This is a genomic window from Achromobacter sp. Root83 (genome assembly GCF_001428845.1).
Classification (GTDB): Bacteria; Pseudomonadota; Gammaproteobacteria; order Burkholderiales; family Burkholderiaceae_B; genus Achromobacter.
In genome coordinates, this window is the sequence record NZ_LMIU01000008.1 from 57,137 (window position 1) to 80,790 (window position 23,654).

Consider the following 23,654-nt stretch of genomic DNA (forward strand, 5'->3'; position numbering starts at 1 on the left):
CAGGGATCCCATGCCTACGCCGACAACCGCCCGCCCCGACTGCACGCAGACCCAGGTCACCCGCGTGCGGGCAGGCGCCATCGCCTCCGGTTCCGAGGCCGATTACGTGGCCGAGGAAACGCCGGTGGCGCTGGAATTCAACGGCATCAGCCACGCCACCATGCTGGCGACACCGGCCGACCTGGAGGACTTCGCCGTTGGGTTCTCACTGTCCGAGGGCATCATCGACAGCGTCGGCGACGTGCGCGGCATCGACATCCTGCCGCAGTGCGGCGGCATCGTGGTGCAACTGGAAATCTCCACCGCCTGTGAGGTCCGCCTGAAATCGCGGCGCCGCGCCATGGCCGGCCGCACCGGCTGCGGGCTGTGCGGCGTGGAAACGCTGCCGGAAGTGCTGCGCCCGGTGGCGCCGGTCACGAACGGGGCGCCGGTGCGCATCCAGGCGGTGCTGGGCGCCATGCGCGACATGCGCGCGCGCCAGGCGCTGCACGACATCACCGGCGCCACGCACGCGGCGGGCTGGGCGGGCGCCGACGGCGCCCTGGCCCTGGTCCGCGAAGACGTGGGCCGGCACAACGCGCTGGACAAGCTGGTGGGCGCGCTGGCCCGCCAGGCCATGCATGCCGGCGGCGGCATGGTGCTGGTGTCCAGCCGCGCCAGTTTCGAAATGGTGCAGAAGACCGCCACGGCCGGCGTCGCGGTGCTGGCCGCCGTGTCGGCCCCGACCGCGCTGGCCATCCGCCTGGCCACCGACGCCAACGTCACCCTGCTGGGATTCCTGCGCGACGGCGACGCCGCGCTGTATTCCCACCCGGAACGCATCACCCCCTGAACCGGATACACGCAAAGCAATGGAAATCGTCAACCTGATCCGCATGGCCAACCGCATCGGCCAGTTCTTCGACGCCATGCCCGACCGCGCCGAGGCGCTGGAAGGCGTGGCCAACCATATCCACAAGTTCTGGGAACCGCGCATGCGCAATGAGCTGCTGGACTTCCTGGCGCGTTCTCCCGACGGAGACGCTGGAGAAGAACGCCTGCACCCGCTGGTGCTTGCGGCCGTGACACAGCATCGCCAGCGCCTGACGCCGCTTGCCCGCGTGGCGTAGCGCGGCGGGCGAACCGCGCCGCGGCCAGCGCCACGGCGGCATGACAGCAAGATAACGCAGCAGCAAGACAACGACAGATTCATAAAAGAGACGGCGGGACCGGAATCTTTCCAGCCCACGCACGCTATAAAGCCGCACCCCTGAGGAGACATCATGGAAAGTAGCGCCACCCTGGACCTGCCCGGCTCAAGGCCGGGTTTCTTCGACAAAGAACGCACCATCGCCGGCCCGGGCTTCTCGCGCTGGCTCGTGCCGCCGGCCGCCCTGGCCATCCACCTTTGCATCGGCATGGCCTACGGGTTTTCCGTATTCTGGCTGCCGCTGTCCAAGATGGTGGGCGGGGCCAAGCCGCTGGCTTGTCCCGCCGACATGAGCCTCGTGGCGGAGCTGTTCACCACGAGCTGCGACTGGAAGATCTCGACCATGGGGTGGATGTACACCCTGTTCTTTGTGCTGCTGGGGTGCTCGGCCGCGCTGTGGGGCGGCTGGCTGGAACGCGCCGGTCCGCGCAAGGCGGGCGTGGTGTCGGCCTTGTGCTGGTGCGGCGGCCTGGTCATCTCGGCCTTCGGCGTGTACCTGCACCAGATGTGGATGCTGTGGCTGGGGTCGGGCGTCATCGGCGGCATCGGCCTGGGGCTGGGCTATATCTCGCCGGTCAGCACGCTGATCAAGTGGTTTCCGGACCGCCGCGGCATGGCGACGGGCATGGCCATCATGGGTTTCGGCGGCGGCGCCATGATCGGCGCGCCGCTGGCTGACCTGCTGATGCGCCATTTCGCCACGCCGACGTCCCCGGGCGTGTGGCAGACCTTCCTGACCATGGCGGCGGTGTATTTCATCTTCATGATGTCGGGCGCGCTGGGCTACCGCGTGCCGCCCACCGGCTGGAAGCCGGCGGGCTGGACCGCTCCCGCCAAGCATGCCAACAACGCCATGATCACGAAGGGCCACGTCCACGTGAAGCGCGTCTGGGGCGTGCCGCAATTCTGGCTGGTCTGGTGGGCGCTGTGCCTGAACGTCACGGCGGGCATCGGTATCCTGGGCATGGCCTCGCCGCTGCTGCAGGAAGTGTTCGGCGGCCGCCTGATCGACATGCCCGAGCTTGGCTACGCGCAGCTCGGCAAAGAGCAGCTTGCCGCCATCGCGGCCATCGCGGCCGGCTTCACCGGCCTGCTCAGCCTGTTCAACATCGGCGGCCGCTTCTTCTGGGCCAGCCTGTCGGACAAGCTGGGCCGCAAGCTGACCTACCTGGTGTTCTTCGTGCTGGGCTTCGTGCTGTACGCATCGATTCCCTGGACGGCGCACATCGGCGCGCTGGCGCTGTTCGTGGCGGCCTTCTGCGTGATCCTGTCGATGTACGGCGGCGGCTTCTCCACGGTGCCGGCCTACCTGGCCGACCTGTTCGGCACCCAGATGGTCGGGGCCATCCACGGCCGCCTGCTCACGGCGTGGTCCGCCGCGGGCATTTTCGGGCCGGTGCTGGTCAATTACATCCGCGAGTACCAGCTGTCCATCGGCGTGCCGCGCGCGCAGGTGTACGACATCACGATGTATATCCTGGCGGGCATGCTGATCGTCGGTTTCCTGTGCAATCTGGCGATCCGCCCGGTGAACCCCAAGTACTTCATGACCGACGAGGAACTGGCCCAGGAGAAGGCGCTGGCGCATGAACGCGCGGTTGCCACCGAAACCCATGGCGTCGGCACCTCGACCTTCCGCACCCCGCCGGCGCTGATCCTGTTCGCCTGGGCTTGCGTGGGCATCCCGCTGGCCTGGGGCATCTGGATCACGCTGCAGAAGGCGGTCGTCCTGTTCCACTGACCCGCCATGCCGCGGCGCCCGGCGCGCCGCGCGCCGGCCCCAGGGCGCGAAGCTGCTACATTGGCAGCCCGCGCCCTTTCTTTTATGTGTCTTCCCATGATCCTGCCCCTTCCCCCCTTCCCCGCCGGAGCGACATCTTGACCGCCCCCGAACTGCACTGGGAAGAAAACGGCGTCCCCCGTTCCGCCCGCTGGCGCTCCGAAACCGGCGCAACGCCGCCCAAGCGCGTGGTCGTGGCCGACGACACCCTGACCGCCGACACGGCCTATCGCTACGCCTGCGAAGGCGTGGGCCTGCTGTGGCGCGGAGACTTCCAGAACGCGCGCCAACTCCTGCTGGCCGTCACCCGGCGCGTCGACAAGCGCCCCCGCAAGCCGGTGGACACCATGCTGGAGGCCTTCAACCAGCATCGGCAGACCCAATCGCAGCGCGCACGCATCCTGGGCATGCTGCTCATTCCCTTCGACGCCGGCCACAGCATTCCGCTGCGCCGCGCGCCCGACGCCCATCTGGCCTGCGAAGAAGCCCACGGCCCCGCCAATGAGCCCTACGTCGGGTCGCTGCGCGAACTGCTGGGCCTGATCGGCGCCTACGAATGGCGCAAGAAGGGCGTGGAGATTCCCGCCCTGAACAACCGCATCCATCCGCATTACGGCGTGTTCTCGCCCGTGCGCGGCGAATATGTGGACCTGGTCGCCAACACCCCCATGCCGCGCGGCAGCGTGGCCTTCGATATCGGCACCGGCACCGGCGTCCTGGCCGCTGTCATCGCCCGCCGCGGCGGCAAGCGTGTCATTGCCACCGACCTGGACCCGCGCGCGCTGGCGTGCGCGCGTGAAAACCTGGAACGGCTGGGGCTGTCCGGGCAGGTGGACGTCGAGCAGACGGATTTGTTTCCCGAAGGCCGGGTGTCCTTGATCGTCTGCAATCCGCCCTGGCTGCCCGCCCGCCCCAGCTCACCGCTGGAGCACGCGGTCTATGACCCGGACAGCAAGATGCTGCGCGGGTTCTTGAATGGCCTGAAGGACCATCTGACAGCCAACGGCGAAGGGTGGCTGATCCTGTCGGATCTGGCCGAGCATCTGGGGCTGCGCACACGCGAGCAATTGCTCGAAATGATCGAGACCGCCGGGCTTCGGGTCATCGAGAAGCTGGATACGCGGCCCGTGCATGGGAAGGCGAAGGATGCAAATGATCCCTTGTTTGCGGCGCGGTCCAAGGAAGTGACGTCCTTGTGGAGATTGGGCGCGGCCTGACGAGCGCCCCGGCGCCGCCTTCCACCGCGCGGCGCCGTCTCGCGTTCAGCCCCAATGGGCTGTCCTGCTCCGGCCGATGCTGTCTGACAAACGCACGCGCCGGCGTTGCACACGCAGCCAACCTGCCTGCAGCACCGCGCCCACCACGAAGATGGCGAGCCACGCGGCCAAGGCGCCGCGCACGGCCGGTGATTGCGGGCCTTCGGCAAAGGGATGCGCGACGGGCAGGCGCGTGAGGGTTTCGTTGATCCCCGGCACCCACAACAGAAAGAAGCTGAATGTGAAACCTAGCTGCGAGAGGTAGGGGTGCACGCGCGCCAGCGCGGGCATACGCGGCACGGACAACGCGCCGGCTATCGCCAGCAAGGCCATGATGCCAAGCGCATGGCCCGCGTTGAAGCCGCCGCTGCTGGACAGCCCGAATGACGTGAACACGGCCAACAGCAGTCCACCAAGATAAATCCTGCCGGCGCGCGAGGCGGGCTCGATCCGGCGGTATCGCACGAAGCTGTACAGCCCCGCCACGGCGGGGATGAGGCTGATCAGGGTGTGTGCGGCCCCGAGGGTGGAAATGGGATGCGGCATGGATGAGTCCTTGTTTGCGGCGTCTGCACGGGTGTTGGCGGCGATACCGGCGGTTTGGGCGCGGGCCAGTCGGCCTCGGAACATCAAAAACAACCAACTAGTTGATCGGTTATGGGTCGATAAAAAAACGCGGACCTCGGTGCGCGCCATGAAGCGGTCAGGCACGCGCGGAAGAGCCGCAGGCACACTGCCGTTGCATCTGGATTAGCGGCCAATCTACTAGTTGGTCGGTTTCGTGTCAAGCGCTCACCTCCTCGAACTTGGCCCTAGGCCCTGCTGGCGAACCAGCGGAGCAGTGCCTTCTGCAATAATGCGCCGCGCGCGGCGGCCGGCAATGATCCGCGGCCCGCTCGCCGTGCCAGGCACTTCGGAATGCGCCGCAGCGGCGCTTTCCGGATTTTCTTTCGACGACGATCTGATTTGTACGACAAGGCCAAATGAAAGCCAGGGCATTATTCATCGCTACGTTAGGGGTCTTGGTGCTGACTCAATCATCGCCATCCTTGGCGCAAAACCTCAACGGGAAAAATCTCTACACGCAGCGATGCGCCGTGTGCCACGGCGCAGATATCAAGGGGACGGGGCCGTTGGCCAAGAAAAGCAACCCTCCCACGCCCGATCTGACAACCGCTGCTTTCAGGAAACGGCTCGATGATTATCCGGGGGTCATTGTTTCGTCGGTGATACTTCGTCCGAACGGAGACTTGATTCCAAGAACTCTGCGAGAGAATGGCGTGAAGATGGCCCCGCATTCCTGGACGGTTCAGGATTTTCGCGATTTGAATAAATACATGAGCGGCGTGATTTCAAAAAGCCGATGATCGCGCGCGCCTAGGCCCTGCCCGCCGCCACGTTCACGCTGATGGCGATGATGAACACGTTGAAGAAGAACGCGATGGCGCCATGCGTCATCGCCATGCGCCGTACCCGCCGGTTGACGATCTGCACGTCCGACACCTGGAACGTCATGCCGAGCACCAGCGAGAAATACGCGAAGTCCCAGTAATCCGGCTCGTCCGTGCCCGGAAAATCAAGGCCCTTGTGCATGGCGTTGCGGTGGCCGTAATACCCATGCGCGTAATGCAGGGCGAAGATCATGTTCATGTAGAGCCACGACAGGACAATGGTGGCGGCGGCGGCCAGCATGTCGACGATGGCGCCCGCGCTGCTCTGGGCGCGCAGTTCCACCCATAAGGCGACCAGCACCATGCAGGACAGCGCGACACTGCTCCAGAGCACGCCCGTGCGGCCCACGTCCTGCTGGCGCGCATGCAGGCGCATAGAGGCGGGGCTGGTCTTGCCGAATATGCGGGCGGTGAGCACCAGGAACACGAGCGCCCCGGCATCAAAGCCCAGCAGCAGCGCCAGGCTGGGCGAGAGGCCCAGGGCGTAGAGGACGCCGCTGACTGCCAACAGCAGGACCGCGCACAGCATCAGACGCCGGTGGGCGTAAAGAAAAGGCAGGCGGTCGGCGGAGGACGGTCCGGACCGGGTTGCTTCGTCCTTGGGCGGCTGCATGGCGGGCTCCTGTCTGCGGCGGGCGCCCTTTTCCATTCCGCATCCGGGCGCCTTGAACAGGCCCTAACGCTAACCGATACCGAGCAAACCGGCCAGCGCGCCGCCAAAGAGCAGCCACAGCGGATGAATGCGGGTGACACTGCCCAGGGTCGCCACGACGGCGGTGATGGCGCCCAGCAGCCAGGTATGCACCGAGGCCTCGGTGATCAGCGCCGCGCTGGCCGCGACCAGCCCCACCGTCATCGGAAAGATGCCTGCCTGGATCACGCCGCGCCACGGGCGGTCTTTAAAGCGTTCCCACAGCCCCAGCGCAAGGACGGTAATGATCGAGGACGGGCCGAACTTGGCGATGGTGGTGGCCAGCATGCCGGCCCAGCCGGCCACGTGCCAGCCGACCAGCGTGACGACCATCAGGTTGGGGCCCGGGGCCGCCTGGCCCAGGGCGAACAGCGCGGAAAAATCCGCCGCCGTCATCCAGCCATGGACTTCCACGACCTGCCGCTGCATCTCGGGCAGGATGGTGTTGCCGCCGCCAAAGGCCAGCACCGACAGTTCGGAAAAGATCAGGACCAGGGCGATCAGGGTATGGATCATCGGCGTTGCCTCCAGACCATCAGGATGCTCAGCGGCGTCAGCACCGCCATGGTCGGAAGCAGCGGAATGCGCAGCACGGCGATGGCGATGAAGCAGGCGGTGGCCACGACGCCGGCCAGCCAATCGCGGCGCTTGATGACCGGCATGCCGACCTTTACCGCCATCGAGATCAGCAGCCCCGCGGCGGCGGCGGCCAGGCCGGCGAAGAGGTGCTGGATGTTCGGGTCGTTCTGGAAGCGGTCGTACACCATGCCGAGCATGACGACGATGATCGACGGCGCCAGGATCAGGCCCATCAGCGCGGCGAAGGCGCCGCGCGGCCCGCGGAATTTCATGCCCAGCGCGACGGACAGGTTGATGATGTTGCCGCCCGGCAGGAACTGGCACAGGCCGAGCAGTTCGGTGAATTCCGCCCCGCTGAGCCACCGGTGTTTTTCGACGACCATGCGGCGCGCCAGGGGCAAGGCGCCTCCGAAGGCGGTCAGGCCCAGCATGAGAAAACCGTAAAACAACTGGCCGCAAGTGGGGGGAGGCCGCGGGCCGGCCTCGGGGGTGGAGAGTGCTGCATTCATCTTTTTTATCGCCGGCCGGGGCCGGTAAGCGGGGGCTGTGGCGCGGAGCCGCGCCAGGGGTGAACAACGTATTGCAGCCTACTCTTCGCACAAGATAATGTCTAATATATGACTAGTTAATGAATCATATCGGTGGAATATGGCATCCGTAGATCTGCGCCTGCTGCGCTACTTCCTGGCGGTGGCCGAGGAGTCCCATCTGACCAAGGCCGCGGCCCGGCTCGGCATCCGCCAGCCTCCGCTCAGCCAGCAGATCCGCGTGCTGGAACAGGAGCTGGGCGTCACGCTGTTCCATCGTCTGCCCCGGGGCATGGAACTCACGGAAAGCGGGCGCGCGCTGCTCGCCGACGCCCGCAACATCATCGCGCTGGTGGATCAGGCCGTGGACGGCGTGCGCCGCGTGTCGCTGGGCGAGGCCGGCCGGCTGACCGTCGGTTTCACGGGATCCGCCGCCTTCCATCCCTTCGTGCCGTCCGTCATCCGGCGCTTTCGCGAAAGCGCGCCGCAGGTGCGCCTGGTCCTGGAGGAGAGCAGCACCGGCGAACTGAGGGAGGCCGTGGCGGAGGGGCGCGTGGATGTGGCCTTCATCCGGGGCGCGTACGGTCCCGACCGGGGCGTGGTGGTGGAAACCGTGCTTGAAGAGCCCATGCTGGCCGCGTTTCCCGCGGACCACCCCGCCGTAAAAGGCCGCACGCGCAAGCGCATCGCGCTGGCGGAACTGGCCGACGAATCGCTCATTCTCTACCGCCGCCACAGCGGGCCCGGCCTGTACGACGCCATCATCGCCGCCTGCAGCGCCGCGGGCTTCAGCCCGCGCATCGTGCAGGAAGCGCCGCGCATCCTGTCCACGCTGAGCCTCGTCGCCGCGGGTCTGGGCGTGTCGCTCGTGCCCGCGTCGCTGCGCCGCGTGAACATCGAAGGCGTGGTGTACGTCAGCGTGAACCACCCCGCCGAACTACGCGCCCCGCTGAACCTGATCTGGCGCGATGCGCCCATGTCCGGCGCCACCCGCAAGCTGATCGACGAAGCCAGGCAGCACCGGGAAGAAGTCCACGCGCGCGACACCGCGTGATACCGTCGGGCGGCCCAGCGACGCCGCTTCCGGGCGCTACACTTGCCGCGAACCGGGAACCGTGTTCCGCGTTCTGAATTTCGAATTCGCATCCCGCATTTCGCATTCCGCATTCCGCATTCTTCATCCAGCCATGCTTTCCGAATCCCCCATCGGTGTGTACGACTCCGGCGTCGGCGGCCTGAGCGTGCTGCGCGCCATTCGCGATGCCCTGCCCCACGAGTCCCTGCTGTACGTGGCCGACTCCGCCCACGTGCCCTACGGCGACAAGACGCAGGACTTCGTCGAACAGCGCGCCTGCGCCATCGCGGACTACTTCGTGTCGCGCCAGGCCCGCGCCATGGTGGTGGCGTGCAACACGGCCACCGCCGCCGCCATCGCGCTGCTGCGCCGGCGCCATCCCGGCCTGATCATCGTCGGCGTGGAACCCGCCATCAAACCCGCCGCGCACCTGACGCACACCGGCGTGGTGGGCGTCTTCGCCACGACCGGGACGCTGGCCAGCCCCAAGTTCGCCGCGCTGGTGCAGCGCGAAGCGCCCGAGGTGCGCATCCTGCTCAAGCCCTGCCCGCAGTGGGTGCGGCTGGTCGAGCAAGGCGTGCTGTCCGGCCCCGAGGCCGAGGCCGCGGTGCAGGCGCCCGTGGCCGAACTGCGCCAGGCCGGCGCGGACGTGCTGGTGCTGGGCTGCACGCACTTTCCGTTCCTGCGCGATCTGATCCAGGCCGCCGCGGGCCCCGGCGTGCCGCTGCTGGAGACCGGCGCGCCGGTGGCGCGGTGGCTGCGGCACCAATTGCAGGCGCGCGGCCTGTTGCGCGAGCAGGGCGCGGGCACGCTGCGGCTGGAGACCACGGGCGAGGCGGACTCGCTTGCGCCGCTGGCCAGCCGCCTCTTGGGGCAGCCGCTAGACGCACACACGCTGCCGGCCCGGTGGCGTGGAACGGCCGCGGCTTGATCTTGCGCATACCGCCTGCGGCGCGATCCGGCGGATGTGGGATACAGTGGAATGCCCGCCCCCTTGCGGCCCGCACAAAGGAGACGACCATGAAACGCATCCTGATACCCGTCGACGGTTCGGAAACCGCGCTCAATGCGGTCAAGGCGCTGCTCGATGCCCGCCGCTACGATCCCGTCGAACGCGTGGACCTGCTGACCGTCCAGACGCCGCTGTCGTCGGGCTCGTTCGGGCGCGGCCTGTCGCAGGCCGATATCGACGCCTACCACGCACAGGAAGGCCAGGCCGACTTGCAGGCCGCCAGCGCCCTGCTGTCGAACGCGGGCGTGCCGTTCGAGACCCACATCGAAACGGGCGCCGCTGCCGAAACCATCGCGCGCGTGGCCAGTGAAACCGGCGCCAACGAGATCTACATGGGCACGCGCGGCCTGGGCTCGGTGTCGGCCCTGTTCCTGGGGTCCGTCGCGACGGCCGTCCTGCACCTGACGGAACTGCCCGTCACGCTGGTCAAGTAAGGCAAAGGAGCATCCATGCTGAACATCCTCGTTCCCGTAGACGGCTCCGAAAACGCCGACCGCGCCGTCGTGTACGCCCGCCGCCTGGCCCAGGGGGCCGAGAACGCGCGCATCCATCTGATCAACGTCCAGACGCCGCCGCGCGGACGCGCCGGCGTGTCGCGGCTGATCACGCAAGAGATGATCAACGATTTCTACGCCCGCGAGGGCCGCGAGGCCACCGAAGCCGCGCGCAAGATGCTTGATTCGGCCGGCGTCGATTACGTCAGCCACGTGGTCTTCGGACATGCGGCCACGGAAATCGCCGGCTACGCGCAAGACCATGGCTGCGCCCGCATCGTCATGGGCACGCGTGGCAACGGCACGCTGGCCAACATCCTGATCGGCTCGGTGGCCAATCAGGTGGTGCAGATGGCGCAGGCGCCGGTCACGCTGGTGAAGTAAGGCCACGCCCGTGGTGAAGCAAGGCCGCGCCCCCGTGGGCGCCAGACGGCCTGCGTGAGTATGATGGGATGACAGTCTGCCCTGGAGTCGCATCATGCACATCCTGCGTATCCCGCTGGCGGCCAGCCTGGCGCTGGCGGCGCTCAGCGCCTGCGGCGAAGTCGCCACGCTGCCCGTCGAAGCCGGCATGGGACCAAGTCCCCAGTTGCCGCCCCCCAATACCACCCTCATCCCCACCGTGAACACCGCCAAGGCGGTGGGCTGGCCGCCGGGCGCCCATCCGGTGGCCGCCAGCGGCCTGGCGGTGGCCGCCTACGCCAGCGGCCTGGACCATCCGCGCTGGCTGTACGTGCTGCCCAACGGCGATGTGCTGGTGGCCGAGACCAATGCCCCACCCAAGCCGGAAGAAGCGCCCGGCGGCATCAAGGAATGGGCGACCGGCATGGCAATGAAGCGGGCCGGCGCCAAGACCCCCAGCGCAAACCGCATCACCCTGTTGCGCGACGCCGACCAGGACGGCGTGGCCGAAACGCGCAGCGTGCTGCTGGAAGGGCTGAATTCCCCCTTCGGCATGGCGCTCATCGGCAACCAGCTATACGTGGCCAACGCCGACGCGGTCATGCGGTTTCCGTACGAGACGGGCCAGACCCACATCACCGCGCCCGGAACCAAGGTCACCGACCTGCCGGCCGGCATCAACCACCACTGGACCAAGAACCTGCTGGCCAGCGCCGATGGCGCCCGGTTGTACGTGTCCGTCGGCTCCAACAGCAACGTGGCCGAAAACGGCATGGAGATCGAGGAAGGCCGCGCTGCCATCTGGGAGCTGGACGTGGCCAGCGGCGCCAAGCGCCTGTACGCCACGGGCCTGCGCAATCCGGTCGGCATGGCCTGGGCGCCCGACGGCAAGACGCTATGGACGGCGGTCAACGAACGCGACGAGCTGGGCAGCGACCTGGTTCCCGATTACATGACCTCGGTGCGCGACGGCGGCTTCTATGGCTGGCCGTACAGCTATTTCGGCCAGCACGTCGACACCCGCGTCGAGCCTCAGAAGCCCGAACTGGTCGCGCGGGCCATCGTGCCCGACTATGCACTGGGTCCGCACACCGCGTCGCTGGGCCTGGCGTGGTCGGGCGGCGCGAAGCTGCCCGAGCCCTACGTCAGCGGCATGTTCGTCGGCCAGCACGGCTCCTGGAACCGCGATCCGCGCAGCGGCTACAAGGTGATCTTCGTGCCCTTCGGCCAGGACAAACCCAGCGGACCCGCGCGAGACGTGCTGACCGGGTTTCTCGATGAGCGCGGGCAGGCGCAGGGCCGGCCGGTCGGCGTAACCATCGACGGCCAGGGCGCCTTGCTGGTGGCCGACGACGTGGGCAACGTGATCTGGCGCGTCAGCGCCGAGCCCTGATGGTCCCGGGGCAATCCTGCCCCGGCCCCACGAGCGCTGGCACGGCGGGCAAGGCGCCCGCCGCCCTGGCGCCGCCCCTACAATGGCCGCTCCCCCCATTCGACACAGGAGCGAGCATGAGCACGGAAAAGGTAGCGATCGTCACCGCTGGCGGCAGCGGCATGGGCGCGGCGGCGGCGCGCAAACTGGCGGCCGACGGATACCGCGTCGCCATCCTGTCTTCGTCGGGCAAGGGCGAGACCCTGGCGCGCGAACTGGGCGGGCTGGGCGTCACCGGGTCGAACCGGTCAACCGAAGACCTGGCGCGGCTGGTGGATGCCGCCCTGCAGAAGTGGGGCCGCGTCGATGCGGTGGTCAACAGCGCCGGCCACGGCCCCAAGGGGCCGCTGCTGGAAATCAGCGACGACGACTGGCATCTGGGCATGGAGTTCTACCTGCTGAATGTCGTGCGCATCGCGCGCCTGGTCGCCCCCGTCATGAAGCAGCAGAAGTCGGGCGCCATCGTCAATATTTCCACCTACGCCACGTTCGAGCCGGAAGCGCTGTTCCCCACGTCGGGCGTGTTCCGCGCCGGCCTGGCCGCCTTCACCAAGGTGTTCTCGGACGAATACGCGCCGCATGGCGTGCGGATGAACAACGTGCTGCCGGGCTTTATCGACAGCCTGCCCGAAAAGGAAGACCGCCGCGCGCGCATTCCCATGGGCCGGTACGGCACCGCCGAAGAGGTCGCGGACCTGATCGCCTTCCTGGCCTCCGATGCGTCGTCCTATATCACGGGACAGAACATCCGGATCGACGGCGGCATCACGCGTTCCGTGTGAATCTGATGCTTTTGGCTTAATCCCCTCATCCGAATGACGGTATTGAAGCCCCCGCCGGGCCTTTAGTACCGTTGGTATTCGCATTCGACGAGGTGCCTGCGCATGGCCGCTACGCCGTCAGCGGCTGCGCGGCAGCCCGCTACTCCCGACTCCGCACTCCCCACCCCCGGCCAGGCCTCGCGCTTTCTGGCGCAGGCCACGTTCGGCCCCACGCCCGCCGACATCGACACGGTCGCGCGCGGCGGCTATGCCGCCTGGCTGGACGCGCAGCTGGCGATGCCGCCGTCCCAGACCCATTTCGACTGGCTGCTGCAGAAGCAGAAGAACACCGAGGCCTTCAAGGGCAACGGCATCAACGCGCCGCTGGAGTCCACGCTGTGGCGCAAGTTCATCAGCGCGCCCGACCAGGTCCGCACGCGAGTGGCGTTTTCGCTGTCCGAGATCTTTGTCGTCGGGGTGTCGTCCATCACGGCTTCCTGGCCGCTGTTCGGCGCCGCCGGCTTCATGGACCTGCTGGCCGAGCATGCGCTCGGCAATTATCAGAGCCTGCTGACCGCCGTGACCCGCAACCTGTCCATGGGCTGCATGCTGACCTATCGCGGCAACCGCAAGGAAGACCCGAAGACGGGCCGCCATCCCGACGAAAACTATGCCCGCGAGGTGATGCAGCTATTCAGCATCGGCCTCTTGGAGCTGGAGCAGGACGGCACCGTCAGGATGGTCAAGGGCGCGCCGGTGGAGACCTATACCAACGCGGACGTGCAGGGCCTGGCCAAGGTGTTCACGGGCTGGGACATCAACGGTCCGGAGACGGACGTGGAATTCCACAGGCGGCCCATGGCGCTGAACAATGCGCTGCATTCGATGTCCGAGAAGCGCTTCCTGGGCGCCGTCATTCCTGCCGGCACCGACGGCCACCTGTCGCTCAAGCGCGCCATGGACGTCATCTGCGCGCACCCAAACGTGGCGCCGTTCATCGGCATGCAGCTCATCCAGCGGATGGTGACCAGCAATCCCAGTCCCGCCTACGTCGGCCGCGTGGCCGCCGTGTTCAACGACGACGGCAAGGGCGCGCGCGGCAACCTGAAAGCCGTCGTGCGCGCCATCCTGCTCGATCCCGAGGCCCGCGATCCCGATCTGGACGCGCCCCACTGGGGCAAGGTCCGCGAACCCATCCTGCGCTTCTCGGGATGGGCGCGGGCCTTCGGCGCCCAGTCCACCAACGGCGCGTGGGCGATGCCGGACACCACGGACAACACCATCCGGCTGGCGCAAAGCCCGATGCGGTCCGCCACGGTCTTCAACTTCTTCCGGCCCCGCTTTGCCCCGCCCGTGACCGAGCTGGCCCGGCAGCATCTGGTGGCGCCCGAGCTGCAGATCACGGACGAGACCAGCGTCGCGGGCTATCTGAACTTCCTGGCGATCTACGCGGACCGGGGCTGGGAGGACCTGCAGACCTCCTATGCGCCCGAGATCGCGCTGGCCAAGGATCCCGAGGCGCTGGTGGCGCGCGTGGCCCTGCTGCTGGCGGGCGACGCCTTCAGCCAGCGGACGGCCGCCGCCATCGCCAACGCCGTGGCCACGCTGCCGCCGGACCGGCCGCGCGACCGAGTGCGCGCCGCCATCATGCTGGTGGCGGCCACCCCCGAATACCTGGTGCAGAAATGAGCCGCCGCTACGACCCCGACCCTTGCGATCCCGGCCTCTTCGGTGTCGATTGCCGCGATATGGAGGCCCGCGGTTTCGACCGCCGCGGTGTCGACCGCCGCGGTATCGACCGCCGCGCCTTCCTGTTGCGCGCCTGCGCGCTGGGCGCGACCGGCGCGGCCACGCCGCTGGCGCTGAATCTGGCCGCCATCGGCGCCGCCGCGGCGCAGTCCGCCCCGCCGTCGTACAAGGCGCTGGTCTGCGTCTTTCTGTATGGCGGCAACGATCCCTACAACACGCTGGTGCCTTACGACCCGTCCTCATACCGGGCCTATGCCGCGGCGCGCGGCGACATCGCCCTGCCCCGCGACGCGCTGCGCGCCACGGCATTGCGCGGCAAGGCGGACGCACCGGGCGGAATGCAATTCGCGCTGGCGCCCGCGCTGGCGCCGCTGGCCCCGCTCTACGAGCGCGGCGACATGGCCGCGCTGCTGAACGTAGGGCCGCTGGTCGTTCCCACGACCAAGGCGGAATACATCGGCGCCCGCGTGCCGCTGCCGCCCAAGCTGTTTTCGCACAACGACCAGCAATCGTACTGGCAGGCGCTGGCGCCGGAGGGCGCGTCGTCCGGCTGGGCCGGCCGGCTGACGGATCTGTTCGCGGGCGCCAACGCGCAGCGCACCTTCACCGGCATCACGGCCGGCGGCAGCACCGTGCTGCTGGCGGGCCGCAAGGTGGCGGGCTACCGCGTGGGCATCAATGGGTCAACGCAGATCGACATGCTGCATCGCGACATGTACGGATCCAGCGCCTGCACCGCCCTGCTGCGCGAGCTGATCACGCAGCCGCGCGAGCATCTGATGGAGCGCGAGATGTCGCGCATCGCCGCGCAGTCCATCGACGCCGACGTGCGGCTGCGCGCCGCGCTGGCGGGCGTGGCCGTACCCGGGGACTTCGCTTCGCCGCTGGCCCAGCAGCTCAAGATCGTGGCCCGCATCATCGGCGCCCGCCAAGCGCTGGGCGCGCGCCGCCAGGTGTTCTTCGTATCGCAGAACGGCTACGACAACCATACCGGCCTGAATGACACGCACCCGGCACTGCTGCGGGAATTGGGACAGGCGCTGGCGTCGTTCCAGCAAGCCCTGTCGGCAATGGGCGTGGCCGAGCAGGTCACCACGTTCACGGCGTCGGAATTCGGCCGGACCCTGGGGTCCAACGGCAACGGCTCGGACCACGGCTGGGGCTCGCATCATTTCGTGCTGGGCGGGGCGGTCCAGGGCGGACGCTGCTACGGCACCCATCCCGAGATTGCGCCGAACGGCCCGGGCTTCGTCGACAACGGCCGCCTGCTGCCCACCACGGCGGTGGACCAGCTGGGGGCCTCGCTGGGGACGTGGTTCGGAGCCAGCCGCGACGATCTGCGGATGGTGTTTCCGAATCTCCGGCATTTCGGGCCGGAGCCGCTGGAAATTCTGGCGCCTGACCCCGTCAGCGCGCCGGCTTAGGCGCAACGGATCTGGCGCAGTCCATCAGTTTTTTCGCGATCGCCTCATCGACGGGCTTCATGCCATGCGACCATAGTTCGAGCATCCTGGCGGCATCGGGTCCAAATCCATGTGGCTCGTTGGATAGCTGAAATTCGAGCACGATCCCGGCGGTCTTCAGTAGCGCTTTTCCAAGACGCTTTCGCCATTGCTTCTGTTTGGCCGGTGCAACGTCGCATACTTGCCCTAGTCGTCGCAAGGCATCGGCCGTGGGCCAGCGCTTCGTCCCTCCCAGGGTGAGCGCCATGCCATCGTTCGCGTCGCCGTGGTTGTCGCGGGGCGCATAGATCGCCATCGTCAGCATGTCGTACACGGGCGCCAACGTTGGAATCTTGCCGCCCTCGTACACCAGTCTTCGCGAAGAACCGTTCGAGTGTTAGTCGCAGCGCCCCTTCCGGCAAAGAGACCTGGAACACAGGAAAAAGAAACGGGCTGGTCCAGCTTTCCGTGCGCGGCGGCATCAATAGCGAGACCGCCAGCTCCTTTGCCGTATCTGGCAAGTAGGTGAAGACAAAGGACGTGATTCCGGTCTGGTCCAATACCCCGCCCCGCTGTCCTTGCACGTAAACATCCAGCGTCATGGCTTATTCCTTCCCGGCGGGCGCTGATACGCCATTTCGTTCTCGGCAAGAACGTCTTCCAGCGTGGGAGGGGAGTACTCCGCCGGGATCAGTTTCATCTCCAGGTCCAAGGCTCGAAGAAGGCGACGCAGGGTCGACAGATTGCAGTCGCCGCCCCCTTCGATCGCCACGAGTGCGCGGCGGCTGATCCCCGCCAGTTCCGCGAGGTGGGCCTGCGTGAACTTGCGCTCACGACGCGCCTTGATTAGCGCCTCGATCAGGGGATCCTTGGAAAGGGAGTCCATTTCCAGCCATTAAAAGTGAAGTCTACGTGTCAATTTACCGTTAAACGAACAATTTGAGAAGTAAACCGCTCATGTAATTCGTGAATTCCGGTCAGTGGCGCATTTCTTGATCGCAGGTGGCGCCCCGTTTTTACGGGCGTGCCACTAGCCCAGGCCCTCGCAACCGATCTATAACCCTATGCATCAGGCCCGCAACGCGGCCGAGCAAGTATTTCCCCCTTTCCTCTCCCTACGCAACATGAGCCTCTCTCCCGAACTGGCGTTGCAGCCCGCCACCGAAGACGACCTGCCGTTCCTGCTGTCCTTGCGCAAGTCCACCATGACCGAGCATCTGCGGCGCGCGGGCGCGCCGCTGGATGACGAGCATCATCTTGCCCGCATCCACCACCATTTCGACGACGCGCAGATCGTCTGGCTGAACGGCAGGCCGGCCGGGCTGTTCAAGCATTACCGCGACGCGGCCGGCTGGCGTATCGTCCAGATCCAGATCGACCCCGGCTTCCAGGGCCAGGGGCTGGGCCGCCGGCTGCTGGCCGGCGTGCTGGATCAGGCGGACGCGGAAGGCGCGCCGGTCACGCTGAACGTGCTCAAAGGCAACCCCGCCCGGCGGCTGTATGAGGCGCTGGGCTTCACCCCTGTCAAGGAGACCGAGCTGGAGCATGAAATGCGTTACGAGCCCGGCGCCGTCCGGCCGGCTGGCTGAGCCTCTGCGATTTATTTCGGCGCCGCGGGAATAACGCGGTGCCGGCAAGCGTCCGTAGAGGGCAGTCCCCCCTTTCCCACCTACGAGGCAAAACATGCGCAAACACACCGCCGCGGCCCTGGCTCTCGCCTGCGCCGCCCTGTTCTCGGCCGGCGCCCACGCCCAGGCCGTCAAGACCCAGGACGGCATCCTGGTCAACAGCGCCGGCATGACCCTGTACACCTTCGACAAGGACTCCGCGGGCAAGAGCGTCTGCGTCGACCAGTGCGCCAAGGCCTGGCCGCCCGTCATGGCCGCCGCCGATGCCAAGCCCATGGGCGACCTGACGGTCATCACTCGCGACGACGGCTCCAAGCAATGGGCTTACAAGGGCAAGCCGCTCTATCTGTTCACCAAGGACACCAAGCCGGGCGACAAGACCGGCGACAACTTCAAGGAAATCTGGCACGTCGTCAAGCCCTGATACGGACGGCTCCCGTTCAGACCATGCGCGCCGAAGACGAAGCCCTGATCCTGGCCTGCATCCCCAGCCTGCGGCGTTACGCCCGCGGGCTGACGGGCGACCCGCACCGGGCCGACGACCTGGTCCAGGACACCCTGGAGCGCGCATGGACCCGCTACTCCCGCTGGCAACGGCGCGGTGAGCTGCGGGCCTGGATGTTCGGCATCATGCACAACCATTTCATCGACGGCGTGCGCGCCGCCAGCCGGCGGACCGACCAGACGGCTCCGGGCGACCTGCCCGACGTCCCGGTGCGCGCCACCCAGACCGACCAGCTCGAAGTCCGCGACCTGGACCGCTGCCTGCAGGCCCTGCCTGCCGAACAGCGCGAGATCCTGCTGCTGATATGCGTGGAAGACCTGACCTACCAGGAGACCGCCCGGATATTGTCGGTGCCCATCGGCACCGTCATGTCGCGCCTGTCGCGCGCCCGCGAAAAACTTGGTGCGCTGATGCAGGGCCGCGACACGGCCAGACGGCTAAGGCCTGTTCCCACCCCGCGTGAAATGCCATGAACGACAAACGCCTGACTCCGGTTCCCACCGCCGGCACCCCCATCACCGAAGCCGATCTGCATGGCTACGCGGACGGCCAGTTGCCGGCCGCGCGCCATGCCGAGGTCGCGGCCTTTCTTGCCGCCCATCCGCAGGACCAGACCCGCGTGGACGACTGGAAGGAACAACGGCGGGCGCTGCACGCGTTGCTGGACCCGGTGCTGGACGAGCCTTTGCCGCTGCGCCTGCCGCTCAAGGCGCCCGCGCGGCCATGGCCATGGCGCGCGCTGGCCGCCAGCGTGGCGGTGGCCGTGGTCAGCGCCAGCGCGGCCTGGGTCGCGCGCGGCGCCATGGACGCGCGCCATCTGCAATCCGTGCTGGCCACCGCCAGCCCGGACCGCGCCGCGGGCGGCTACGCCCAGCGCGCCGCCATCGCCCACGCGGTCTATGCACCCGACATGGGCCGCCCCGTGGAGGTCAGCGGCGACAACGAGAAAGCGCTGGTGACGTGGCTGACCAAGCGCATGGGCGCGCCCGTGCGCGCGCCGTCGCTGTCGCAAGCGGGTTACGAGCTGATGGGCGGACGCCTGCTGCCGGGCGGCGCGGGGCCGGTCGCGCAGTTCATGTACGGCGCGGCCGACGGCCAGCGTCTGACCCTGTACGTCACCCGCGAAGCCGCCGGCGGGCAAAACGCCTTCCAGTTCACGCAGGAGGGCCCGGTGCGCGTGTTCTATTGGGTCGAGGGGCAGTTCGGCTACGCGCTGTCGGGCGCCGTCAGCCGCGATGAACTGCAGCGGGTGTCGCAAGAGGTCTATCGGCAACTGCAGGGCTAGCGCCCAGATACCGTGATCAACCGGCGCTTGCGCGCGCTTCGTGCAGCATGTGCAGGGTGATCTTGCGCACCTCGGCCTTGCTCATTTCAATATGGGACCGCAGCATGCGCGCCGCCTCGTCGGCGCGCCGCGCCAGCACCGCGCGCAGAATGGCCGCGTGCTCGTCGTAGGTGGCGTCCACGCGGAAGTCCTTGGTGAAATCCAGCCGCCGCACGATGCGTATCTTTTCGGTCACGTCGCGGTGGATCTGCGTCATCTCCGGATTGCCGGCGGCCGCCACCAGCGAACAATGGAAGGCCTCGTCAAGCTGCGCCACCAAACGGCCGTCCAGGATGCGCTGCGGCGGCGGCACCAGCCACACGTCGGTCAGCGCGCCAAGTATGCCGGTCTGATCCATGCGCTCGCGGGCGCACAGCTTGTCCACCGCCGCCTGCTCCAACACCACCCGCACGTCGTACAGCGCTTCAAAGCGCTCGAAATCGAAGGGCCGCACCTGCCAGCCGCTGCGCGGCCGCGCCAGCACGAAACCTTCGCGCTCCAGCCGCGCCAGACCCAGCCGCACCGGCGTGCGGCTCACGCCCAGCCGCGCCACCAGGTCGGCCTCGGTGAAGCGGTCGCCGGGTAGCATGCGGAAGTCGAACAGGTCTTCCTTGATGCGCTGGTAGACCTGATCGGCCAGCGAGCCGGCCAGCGCCGGCGCAGGGCGCAGCGCTGGACCGGCCTGCACGGATTCCAGCCGCATCATCCGGTCACGGCGCAGGTGGCGTCTTCGGCCATCACAACCAGCGGATCGCCCGCGTTCACCGGCTTGCCCGGCACGCAGCGGATCGCAGTCACCGTGCCCGCCGCCGGGGCGATGACGGACAGCTCCATCTTCATGGCCTCCACCACCACCAGCGTGTCGCCGGCCGACACGCTCTGCCCCACCTGGACCGGAATCTTCCAGACATTGCCGCACATGTCGGCGCTGACCAGGCGCTCGCCTTCGCGCAACGCGGTCTCGGCCTCGGGCTCAGCCTGGGGCGGCTCCACCACCACGTCCTCGGTCTTCCACAGCGCCACCTCGGCGTCGAAGGCCGTCTTCTGGCGCGCCTGGAACGCCGCGATACTGTCCGCCTGCTCGGCCAGAAAGCGCCCGTGGGCCGCGAAGTCGAACACTTCCTCTTCGATGCGCACCGTGGCCCGGCCTTCGCGGAAGTCCTCACGCAGCACGTCCAGTTCGGCTTCCGAGACGGGATAGAAACGCACCTGGTCGAAAAAGCGCAGCAGCCAGGGCTTGCCGTCCTGGAACACGGGGTTCTTCAGGAACTTGTTCCAGATGGGCAGCGTGCGGCCCACGAGCTGGTAGCCGCCGGGCGAGTCCATGCCGTAGATGCACATGTACACGCCGCCGATGCCCACCGTGCCTTCGGCCGTGTAGGTGCGCGCGGGGTTGTACTTGGAGGTCAGCAGGCGATGGCGCGGATCGATCGGCACCGCGCAAGGCGCGCCCAGGTAGACGTCGCCCAGGCCCATGATGAGATAGCTGGCGTCGAACACGATGCGGCTGACGTCGCCGCGCTCGTCCAGCCCGTTGATGCGCTGGATGAAGTCCACATTGTTCGGCAGCCACGGCGCGCTGGCGCGCACGGTTTCCTGATAGCGCTGCACCGCGCCCAGCGTGGCGGAGTCCTCGAAGGCCATGGGCAGGTACACGACGCGGGTCGGCACCTTGAGCGTGGCCACGTCGGCGAGACCCGCTTCGATCTCCAGCAGGCGCGCGATCAGCGCGCCTTGCAGGATGATGCGGCTGTCGTAGCGAATCTGCAGCGAGCGCACCCCCGGCGACAGCTCCTGGACCCCGGCTATCGGGTCGGCGTTCAGCGCTTCCATCAGCAGGTGGATGCGCATGCGCAGCGCCAGGTCCAGCACGTTGTCGCCATATTCCAGCAGCAGGTAGCCGTCGCCCGCCTGCCGGTAGGACACCGACGGCCGCGCGCCCTCGGGCGGCAGCGCCGCGACGATGGTTTCGGACAAGGTGGCGGGCACGGGAGCTGGGGCGGTCGCGGCCGGTGCCGCCGCCGACAGATCGGCCACGCTGCGGTCCTGCGCGGCTTCCAGCGCCACGGCCTTCGGATAATCGATGCGCACGAAGCGGATGCGGTCGCCGGGCTTGACCTGCCCCACCTTCCACAATTCCGCGCCGGCGATGGTGACGGGGCACACGAATCCGCCAAGACTGGGACCGTCGCGCGTCAGGATCACCGGGCTGTCGCCCGTGAAGTTGATGCTGCCGATGGCGTATTCGCAGTCGTGGATGTTGGACGGATGCAGGCCCGCCTCGCCGCCGTTCTCGCGCGCCCAGGTGGGCTTGGGGCCGATCAGGCGCACGCCCAGGCGGTTCGAGTTGTAGTGGACTTCCCAGTCCGCCGCGAAGAAGGCGTCGATGGCTTCGGGCTGGAAGAAGTCCGGCGCGCCGTGTGGGCCGTACAGCACGCCGATCTGCCAGGCGCTGCCGTATTCGGGAATCAACTCGGCGGGCGCGGCCTGCGGTTGCGTCAAGGGCTGCGCCGCCGCGTTGTCCGCCAGTTCCGGGCGCACCACGGGCAGCATGTCGCCCACGCGCAGGGTGCGGCCGGCGTGGCCGCCGAACTGGCCCAGCGCAAAGGTGGAACGGCTGCCCAGGTAGACCGGCACGTCCAGTCCATTGCGCACGGCCAGATAGCTGCGGCACCCCGACAGCGCGCGGCCGGTGGCCAGCACCTGGCCCGAGCGCACCGGAACCGGCTGCCACATCGGCACCGGCTCGCCGTCCAGCGTGGCCGCGCAGGCCGCGCCAGTCAGCGCGACAATGGCATCGCCGTGAAAGCGCAGCGTGGGGCCGACCAGCGTGGCCTCGATGCCGGCGGCATCCGGCGCGTTGCCCACGATGCGGTTGGCGATGCGGAAGGCGTAATCGTCCATCGGGCCGGAAGGCGGCACGCCGATGTCCCAATACCCAGTGCGCCCGGGATAGTCCTGCACGCTGGTGTAGGTGCCGGCTTCCAGCACCTCGATCGCGGCGGGGCGGTATTGGAAGCTGTCCAGGAAACGCGTGGAAAGCTGGCCGGCGCGAAAGCGCTCGTCGGCGACGATCTGGCGCAGGTAGTCCAGGTTGGTGGCGATGCCGTGCAGCCGCGTGCGGTCCAGGGCGTCGGCCAGCTTGTCCAGCGCGGCCTCACGCGTATCCGCGTGCACGATCAGCTTGGCCAGCATCGGGTCATAGAACGCGGGCACGTCCGTGCCCGTCGCCACCCAGCCGTCCACCCGCACGCCATCCGGAAACGACACCTCGGTCAGCACGCCCGGCGAGGGCTGGAACTGGCGCAGCGGGTCCTCGGCATACAGCCGCACCTCGATCGACGCGCCTTGCGGGGCGCGCGACATGGCCGCATAGTCCAGCGGTTCGCCCGCGGCCACGCGCAGCATGCATTCCACCAGGTCCAGGCCGGTCACGGCTTCGGTCACGGGATGCTCGACCTGCAGGCGCGTGTTGACCTCCAGGAAGTAGAAGCTGTCGCGCGCCGGGTCGTAGATGAATTCCACCGTGCCAGCCGACCGGTAGTTCACGGACTCGCCCAGCTTGACGGCGGCGTCGAGCAGCGCGGCGCGCGTGGCGGCCGGCAGCAAGGGCGCCGGGGTTTCTTCGATGACCTTCTGGTTGCGCCGCTGCACCGAGCAATCGCGTTCGCCCAGCGCCAGCACGCGTCCCGCGCCATCGCCGAAGATCTGCACCTCGACGTGCCGCGCGTTATCCACATAGCGTTCGATGAATGCGCCGCCATCGCGGAAGAAGTGTTCGCCCATGCGCTGCACGCTGTCGAACGCCACCGTCAACTCGGCCTCGCTGTCGCAGCGTGACAGGCCGATGCCGCCGCCGCCCGCCGTGCTCTTCAACATCACCGGATAGCCGATGCGCTCGGCCTGCGAAAGCGCCTCTCCCAGGCTGGACAGCAGCCCGGTGCCCGGCGTCATCGGCACGCCGGCCTCGGCGGCAAGCTCGCGCGAGCGGTGCTTCAGGCCGAACTCGCGGATCTGCAAGGGCGTGGGGCCGACGAAGGCGATGCCCGCGGCTTCGCAGGCGTCGGCGAACTCCGCGCTCTCGGACAGGAAGCCGTAGCCGGGATAGATCGCCTGCGCGCCGTGTTCGCGGGCGGCGGCCAGCAGCAGGTCCATGCGCAGGTAGCTGTCGGCCGCCTTCTCGCCGCCCAGGGCGACGGCCGCGTCGGCCTCGCGCACATGCGCGGCGTTGCGGTCCGGGTCGGAATAGACGGCCACGCTGCGGATGCCCAGGCGCTTGAGGGTGCGGATGGCGCGGACAGCGATTTCGCCGCGGTTTGCAATCAGAACGGTATCGAACACGATGCGACTCCCTGGT

At 67.9% G+C, this 23,654-nt stretch carries 25 protein-coding genes and 1 pseudogene; 17 read left to right on the forward strand and 9 right to left on the reverse strand.

The features are described 5' to 3' along the window. Positions 1–10: 10 nt before the first annotated feature. The 4 genes from fdhD to ASE30_RS10055 all read left to right on the forward strand — a co-directional run bounded on the left by fdhD (position 11) and on the right by ASE30_RS10055 (position 4,186). Positions 11–832, forward strand: a complete 822-nt coding sequence (gene fdhD / locus ASE30_RS10040) for a formate dehydrogenase accessory sulfurtransferase FdhD (RefSeq protein ID WP_057284163.1) — start codon at positions 11–13, stop codon at positions 830–832. A gap of 19 nt (positions 833–851) precedes the next feature. Then, a complete protein-coding gene (locus ASE30_RS10045) occupies positions 852–1,109 on the forward strand; it encodes a formate dehydrogenase subunit delta (RefSeq protein WP_057284164.1) in 258 nt (85 codons plus the stop codon). 153 nt (positions 1,110–1,262) lie between these two features. Next, positions 1,263–2,930, forward strand: coding sequence for an OFA family MFS transporter (locus tag ASE30_RS10050; protein ID WP_057284165.1), 1,668 nt, complete (start codon positions 1,263–1,265; stop codon positions 2,928–2,930). 137 nt (positions 2,931–3,067) lie between these two features. Further along, complete coding sequence (locus ASE30_RS10055) at positions 3,068–4,186, forward strand: class I SAM-dependent methyltransferase (protein WP_057284166.1); 1,119 nt, start codon at positions 3,068–3,070, stop codon at positions 4,184–4,186. A 45-nt stretch (positions 4,187–4,231) separates the two neighbouring features. Here the strand turns inward: ASE30_RS10055 and ASE30_RS10060 are convergent, their stop codons facing one another. Then, positions 4,232–4,771 carry a hypothetical protein gene (locus ASE30_RS10060; protein WP_057284319.1) on the reverse strand — a complete coding sequence of 180 codons (540 nt, stop codon included), beginning with the start codon at positions 4,769–4,771 and terminating at the stop codon, positions 4,232–4,234. Between the two features lie 437 nt (positions 4,772–5,208). Between ASE30_RS10060 and ASE30_RS28470 the strand changes: the two genes are divergently transcribed. Then, complete coding sequence (locus tag ASE30_RS28470) at positions 5,209–5,592, forward strand: cytochrome c (RefSeq protein WP_082601542.1); 384 nt, start codon at positions 5,209–5,211, stop codon at positions 5,590–5,592. A 10-nt stretch (positions 5,593–5,602) separates the two neighbouring features. On the opposite strand, the gene ASE30_RS10065 is transcribed toward ASE30_RS28470, so the two are convergent. The 3 genes from ASE30_RS10065 to ASE30_RS10075 all read right to left on the reverse strand — a co-directional run bounded on the left by ASE30_RS10065 (position 5,603) and on the right by ASE30_RS10075 (position 7,455). Continuing rightward, positions 5,603–6,289, reverse strand: a complete 687-nt coding sequence (locus tag ASE30_RS10065; RefSeq protein WP_057284320.1) for a DUF1345 domain-containing protein — start codon at positions 6,287–6,289, stop codon at positions 5,603–5,605. A gap of 69 nt (positions 6,290–6,358) precedes the next feature. Then, entirely contained in the window at positions 6,359–6,883 is a 525-nt protein-coding gene (locus ASE30_RS10070) for a chromate transporter (RefSeq protein ID WP_057284167.1), read from the reverse strand. After that, positions 6,880–7,455 (reverse strand): chromate transporter, encoded by a 576-nt coding sequence (locus ASE30_RS10075; protein ID WP_057284168.1) that lies wholly within the window; start codon positions 7,453–7,455, stop codon positions 6,880–6,882. Before ASE30_RS10075 ends, ASE30_RS10070 begins: the two co-directional genes overlap by 4 nt. A 139-nt stretch (positions 7,456–7,594) precedes the next feature. Between ASE30_RS10075 and ASE30_RS10080 the strand changes: the two genes are divergently transcribed. From ASE30_RS10080 to ASE30_RS10115, 8 genes are all read left to right on the forward strand, one after another. Continuing rightward, positions 7,595–8,527 (forward strand): LysR substrate-binding domain-containing protein, encoded by a 933-nt coding sequence (locus ASE30_RS10080; RefSeq protein WP_057284169.1) that lies wholly within the window; start codon positions 7,595–7,597, stop codon positions 8,525–8,527. Between the two features lie 133 nt (positions 8,528–8,660). Continuing rightward, positions 8,661–9,479 (forward strand): glutamate racemase, encoded by an 819-nt coding sequence (murI, locus tag ASE30_RS10085; protein WP_057284321.1) that lies wholly within the window; start codon positions 8,661–8,663, stop codon positions 9,477–9,479. 89 nt (positions 9,480–9,568) lie between these two features. Beyond that, complete coding sequence (locus tag ASE30_RS10090; RefSeq protein ID WP_057284170.1) at positions 9,569–9,994, forward strand: universal stress protein; 426 nt, start codon at positions 9,569–9,571, stop codon at positions 9,992–9,994. A gap of 15 nt (positions 9,995–10,009) precedes the next feature. Beyond that, positions 10,010–10,438, forward strand: coding sequence for a universal stress protein (locus ASE30_RS10095; protein ID WP_057284171.1), 429 nt, complete (start codon positions 10,010–10,012; stop codon positions 10,436–10,438). Positions 10,439–10,532: 94 nt separating this feature from the next. Continuing rightward, positions 10,533–11,849: a sorbosone dehydrogenase family protein gene (locus ASE30_RS10100; RefSeq protein WP_082601543.1), complete on the forward strand. Its 1,317-nt coding sequence runs from the start codon at positions 10,533–10,535 to the stop codon at positions 11,847–11,849. A gap of 116 nt (positions 11,850–11,965) precedes the next feature. Then, the gene (locus ASE30_RS10105) at positions 11,966–12,670 is read left to right on the forward strand and encodes an SDR family oxidoreductase (protein ID WP_057284173.1); all 705 of its coding nucleotides are present in this window, start codon (positions 11,966–11,968) and stop codon (positions 12,668–12,670) included. Positions 12,671–12,772: 102 nt separating this feature from the next. After that, positions 12,773–14,338 (forward strand): DUF1800 family protein, encoded by a 1,566-nt coding sequence (locus ASE30_RS10110; RefSeq protein ID WP_057284174.1) that lies wholly within the window; start codon positions 12,773–12,775, stop codon positions 14,336–14,338. Positions 14,339–14,397: 59 nt separating this feature from the next. Beyond that, the gene (locus ASE30_RS10115; protein ID WP_057284322.1) at positions 14,398–15,822 is read left to right on the forward strand and encodes a DUF1501 domain-containing protein; all 1,425 of its coding nucleotides are present in this window, start codon (positions 14,398–14,400) and stop codon (positions 15,820–15,822) included. On the opposite strand, the gene ASE30_RS29490 is transcribed toward ASE30_RS10115, so the two are convergent. The 3 genes and pseudogenes from ASE30_RS29490 to ASE30_RS10125 form a co-directional block, all read right to left on the reverse strand. Next, positions 15,806–16,174 (reverse strand): hypothetical protein, encoded by a 369-nt coding sequence (locus tag ASE30_RS29490; protein WP_235515241.1) that lies wholly within the window; start codon positions 16,172–16,174, stop codon positions 15,806–15,808. The two genes, ASE30_RS10115 and ASE30_RS29490, sit on opposite strands and share 17 nt — an antisense overlap. 58 nt (positions 16,175–16,232) lie before the next feature. Next, positions 16,233–16,442 (reverse strand): annotated as a pseudogene (locus ASE30_RS29895) (HipA N-terminal domain-containing protein); the annotation flags it as partial. Beyond that, the gene (locus ASE30_RS10125) at positions 16,439–16,726 is read right to left on the reverse strand and encodes a helix-turn-helix domain-containing protein (RefSeq protein WP_057284176.1); all 288 of its coding nucleotides are present in this window, start codon (positions 16,724–16,726) and stop codon (positions 16,439–16,441) included. The gene ASE30_RS10125 and the pseudogene ASE30_RS29895, both read right to left, overlap by 4 nt. A gap of 238 nt (positions 16,727–16,964) precedes the next feature. Here ASE30_RS10125 and ASE30_RS10130 point away from each other — a divergent pair, with 238 nt between their 5' ends. The 4 genes from ASE30_RS10130 (at position 16,965) to ASE30_RS10145 (ending at position 19,258) form a co-directional block, all read left to right on the forward strand. Next, positions 16,965–17,429 carry a GNAT family N-acetyltransferase gene (locus ASE30_RS10130; protein ID WP_057284323.1) on the forward strand — a complete coding sequence of 155 codons (465 nt, stop codon included), beginning with the start codon at positions 16,965–16,967 and terminating at the stop codon, positions 17,427–17,429. Between the two features lie 94 nt (positions 17,430–17,523). Further along, a complete protein-coding gene (locus ASE30_RS10135; RefSeq protein ID WP_057284177.1) occupies positions 17,524–17,892 on the forward strand; it encodes a hypothetical protein in 369 nt (122 codons plus the stop codon). Between the two features lie 23 nt (positions 17,893–17,915). Next, entirely contained in the window at positions 17,916–18,446 is a 531-nt protein-coding gene (locus tag ASE30_RS10140) for an RNA polymerase sigma factor (protein WP_057284178.1), read from the forward strand. Beyond that, positions 18,443–19,258, forward strand: coding sequence for an anti-sigma factor (locus ASE30_RS10145; RefSeq protein WP_057284179.1), 816 nt, complete (start codon positions 18,443–18,445; stop codon positions 19,256–19,258). The genes ASE30_RS10140 and ASE30_RS10145 overlap by 4 nt, the downstream gene beginning before the upstream one ends. A gap of 16 nt (positions 19,259–19,274) precedes the next feature. Here ASE30_RS10145 and ASE30_RS10150 read toward each other — a convergent pair whose 3' ends face one another. Next, positions 19,275–20,003: a GntR family transcriptional regulator gene (locus tag ASE30_RS10150; RefSeq protein ID WP_057284180.1), complete on the reverse strand. Its 729-nt coding sequence runs from the start codon at positions 20,001–20,003 to the stop codon at positions 19,275–19,277. Next, positions 20,000–23,638, reverse strand: a complete 3,639-nt coding sequence (gene uca, locus ASE30_RS10155; protein ID WP_057284181.1) for an urea carboxylase — start codon at positions 23,636–23,638, stop codon at positions 20,000–20,002. The genes ASE30_RS10150 and uca overlap by 4 nt, the downstream gene beginning before the upstream one ends. Positions 23,639–23,654 lie beyond the last annotated feature (16 nt).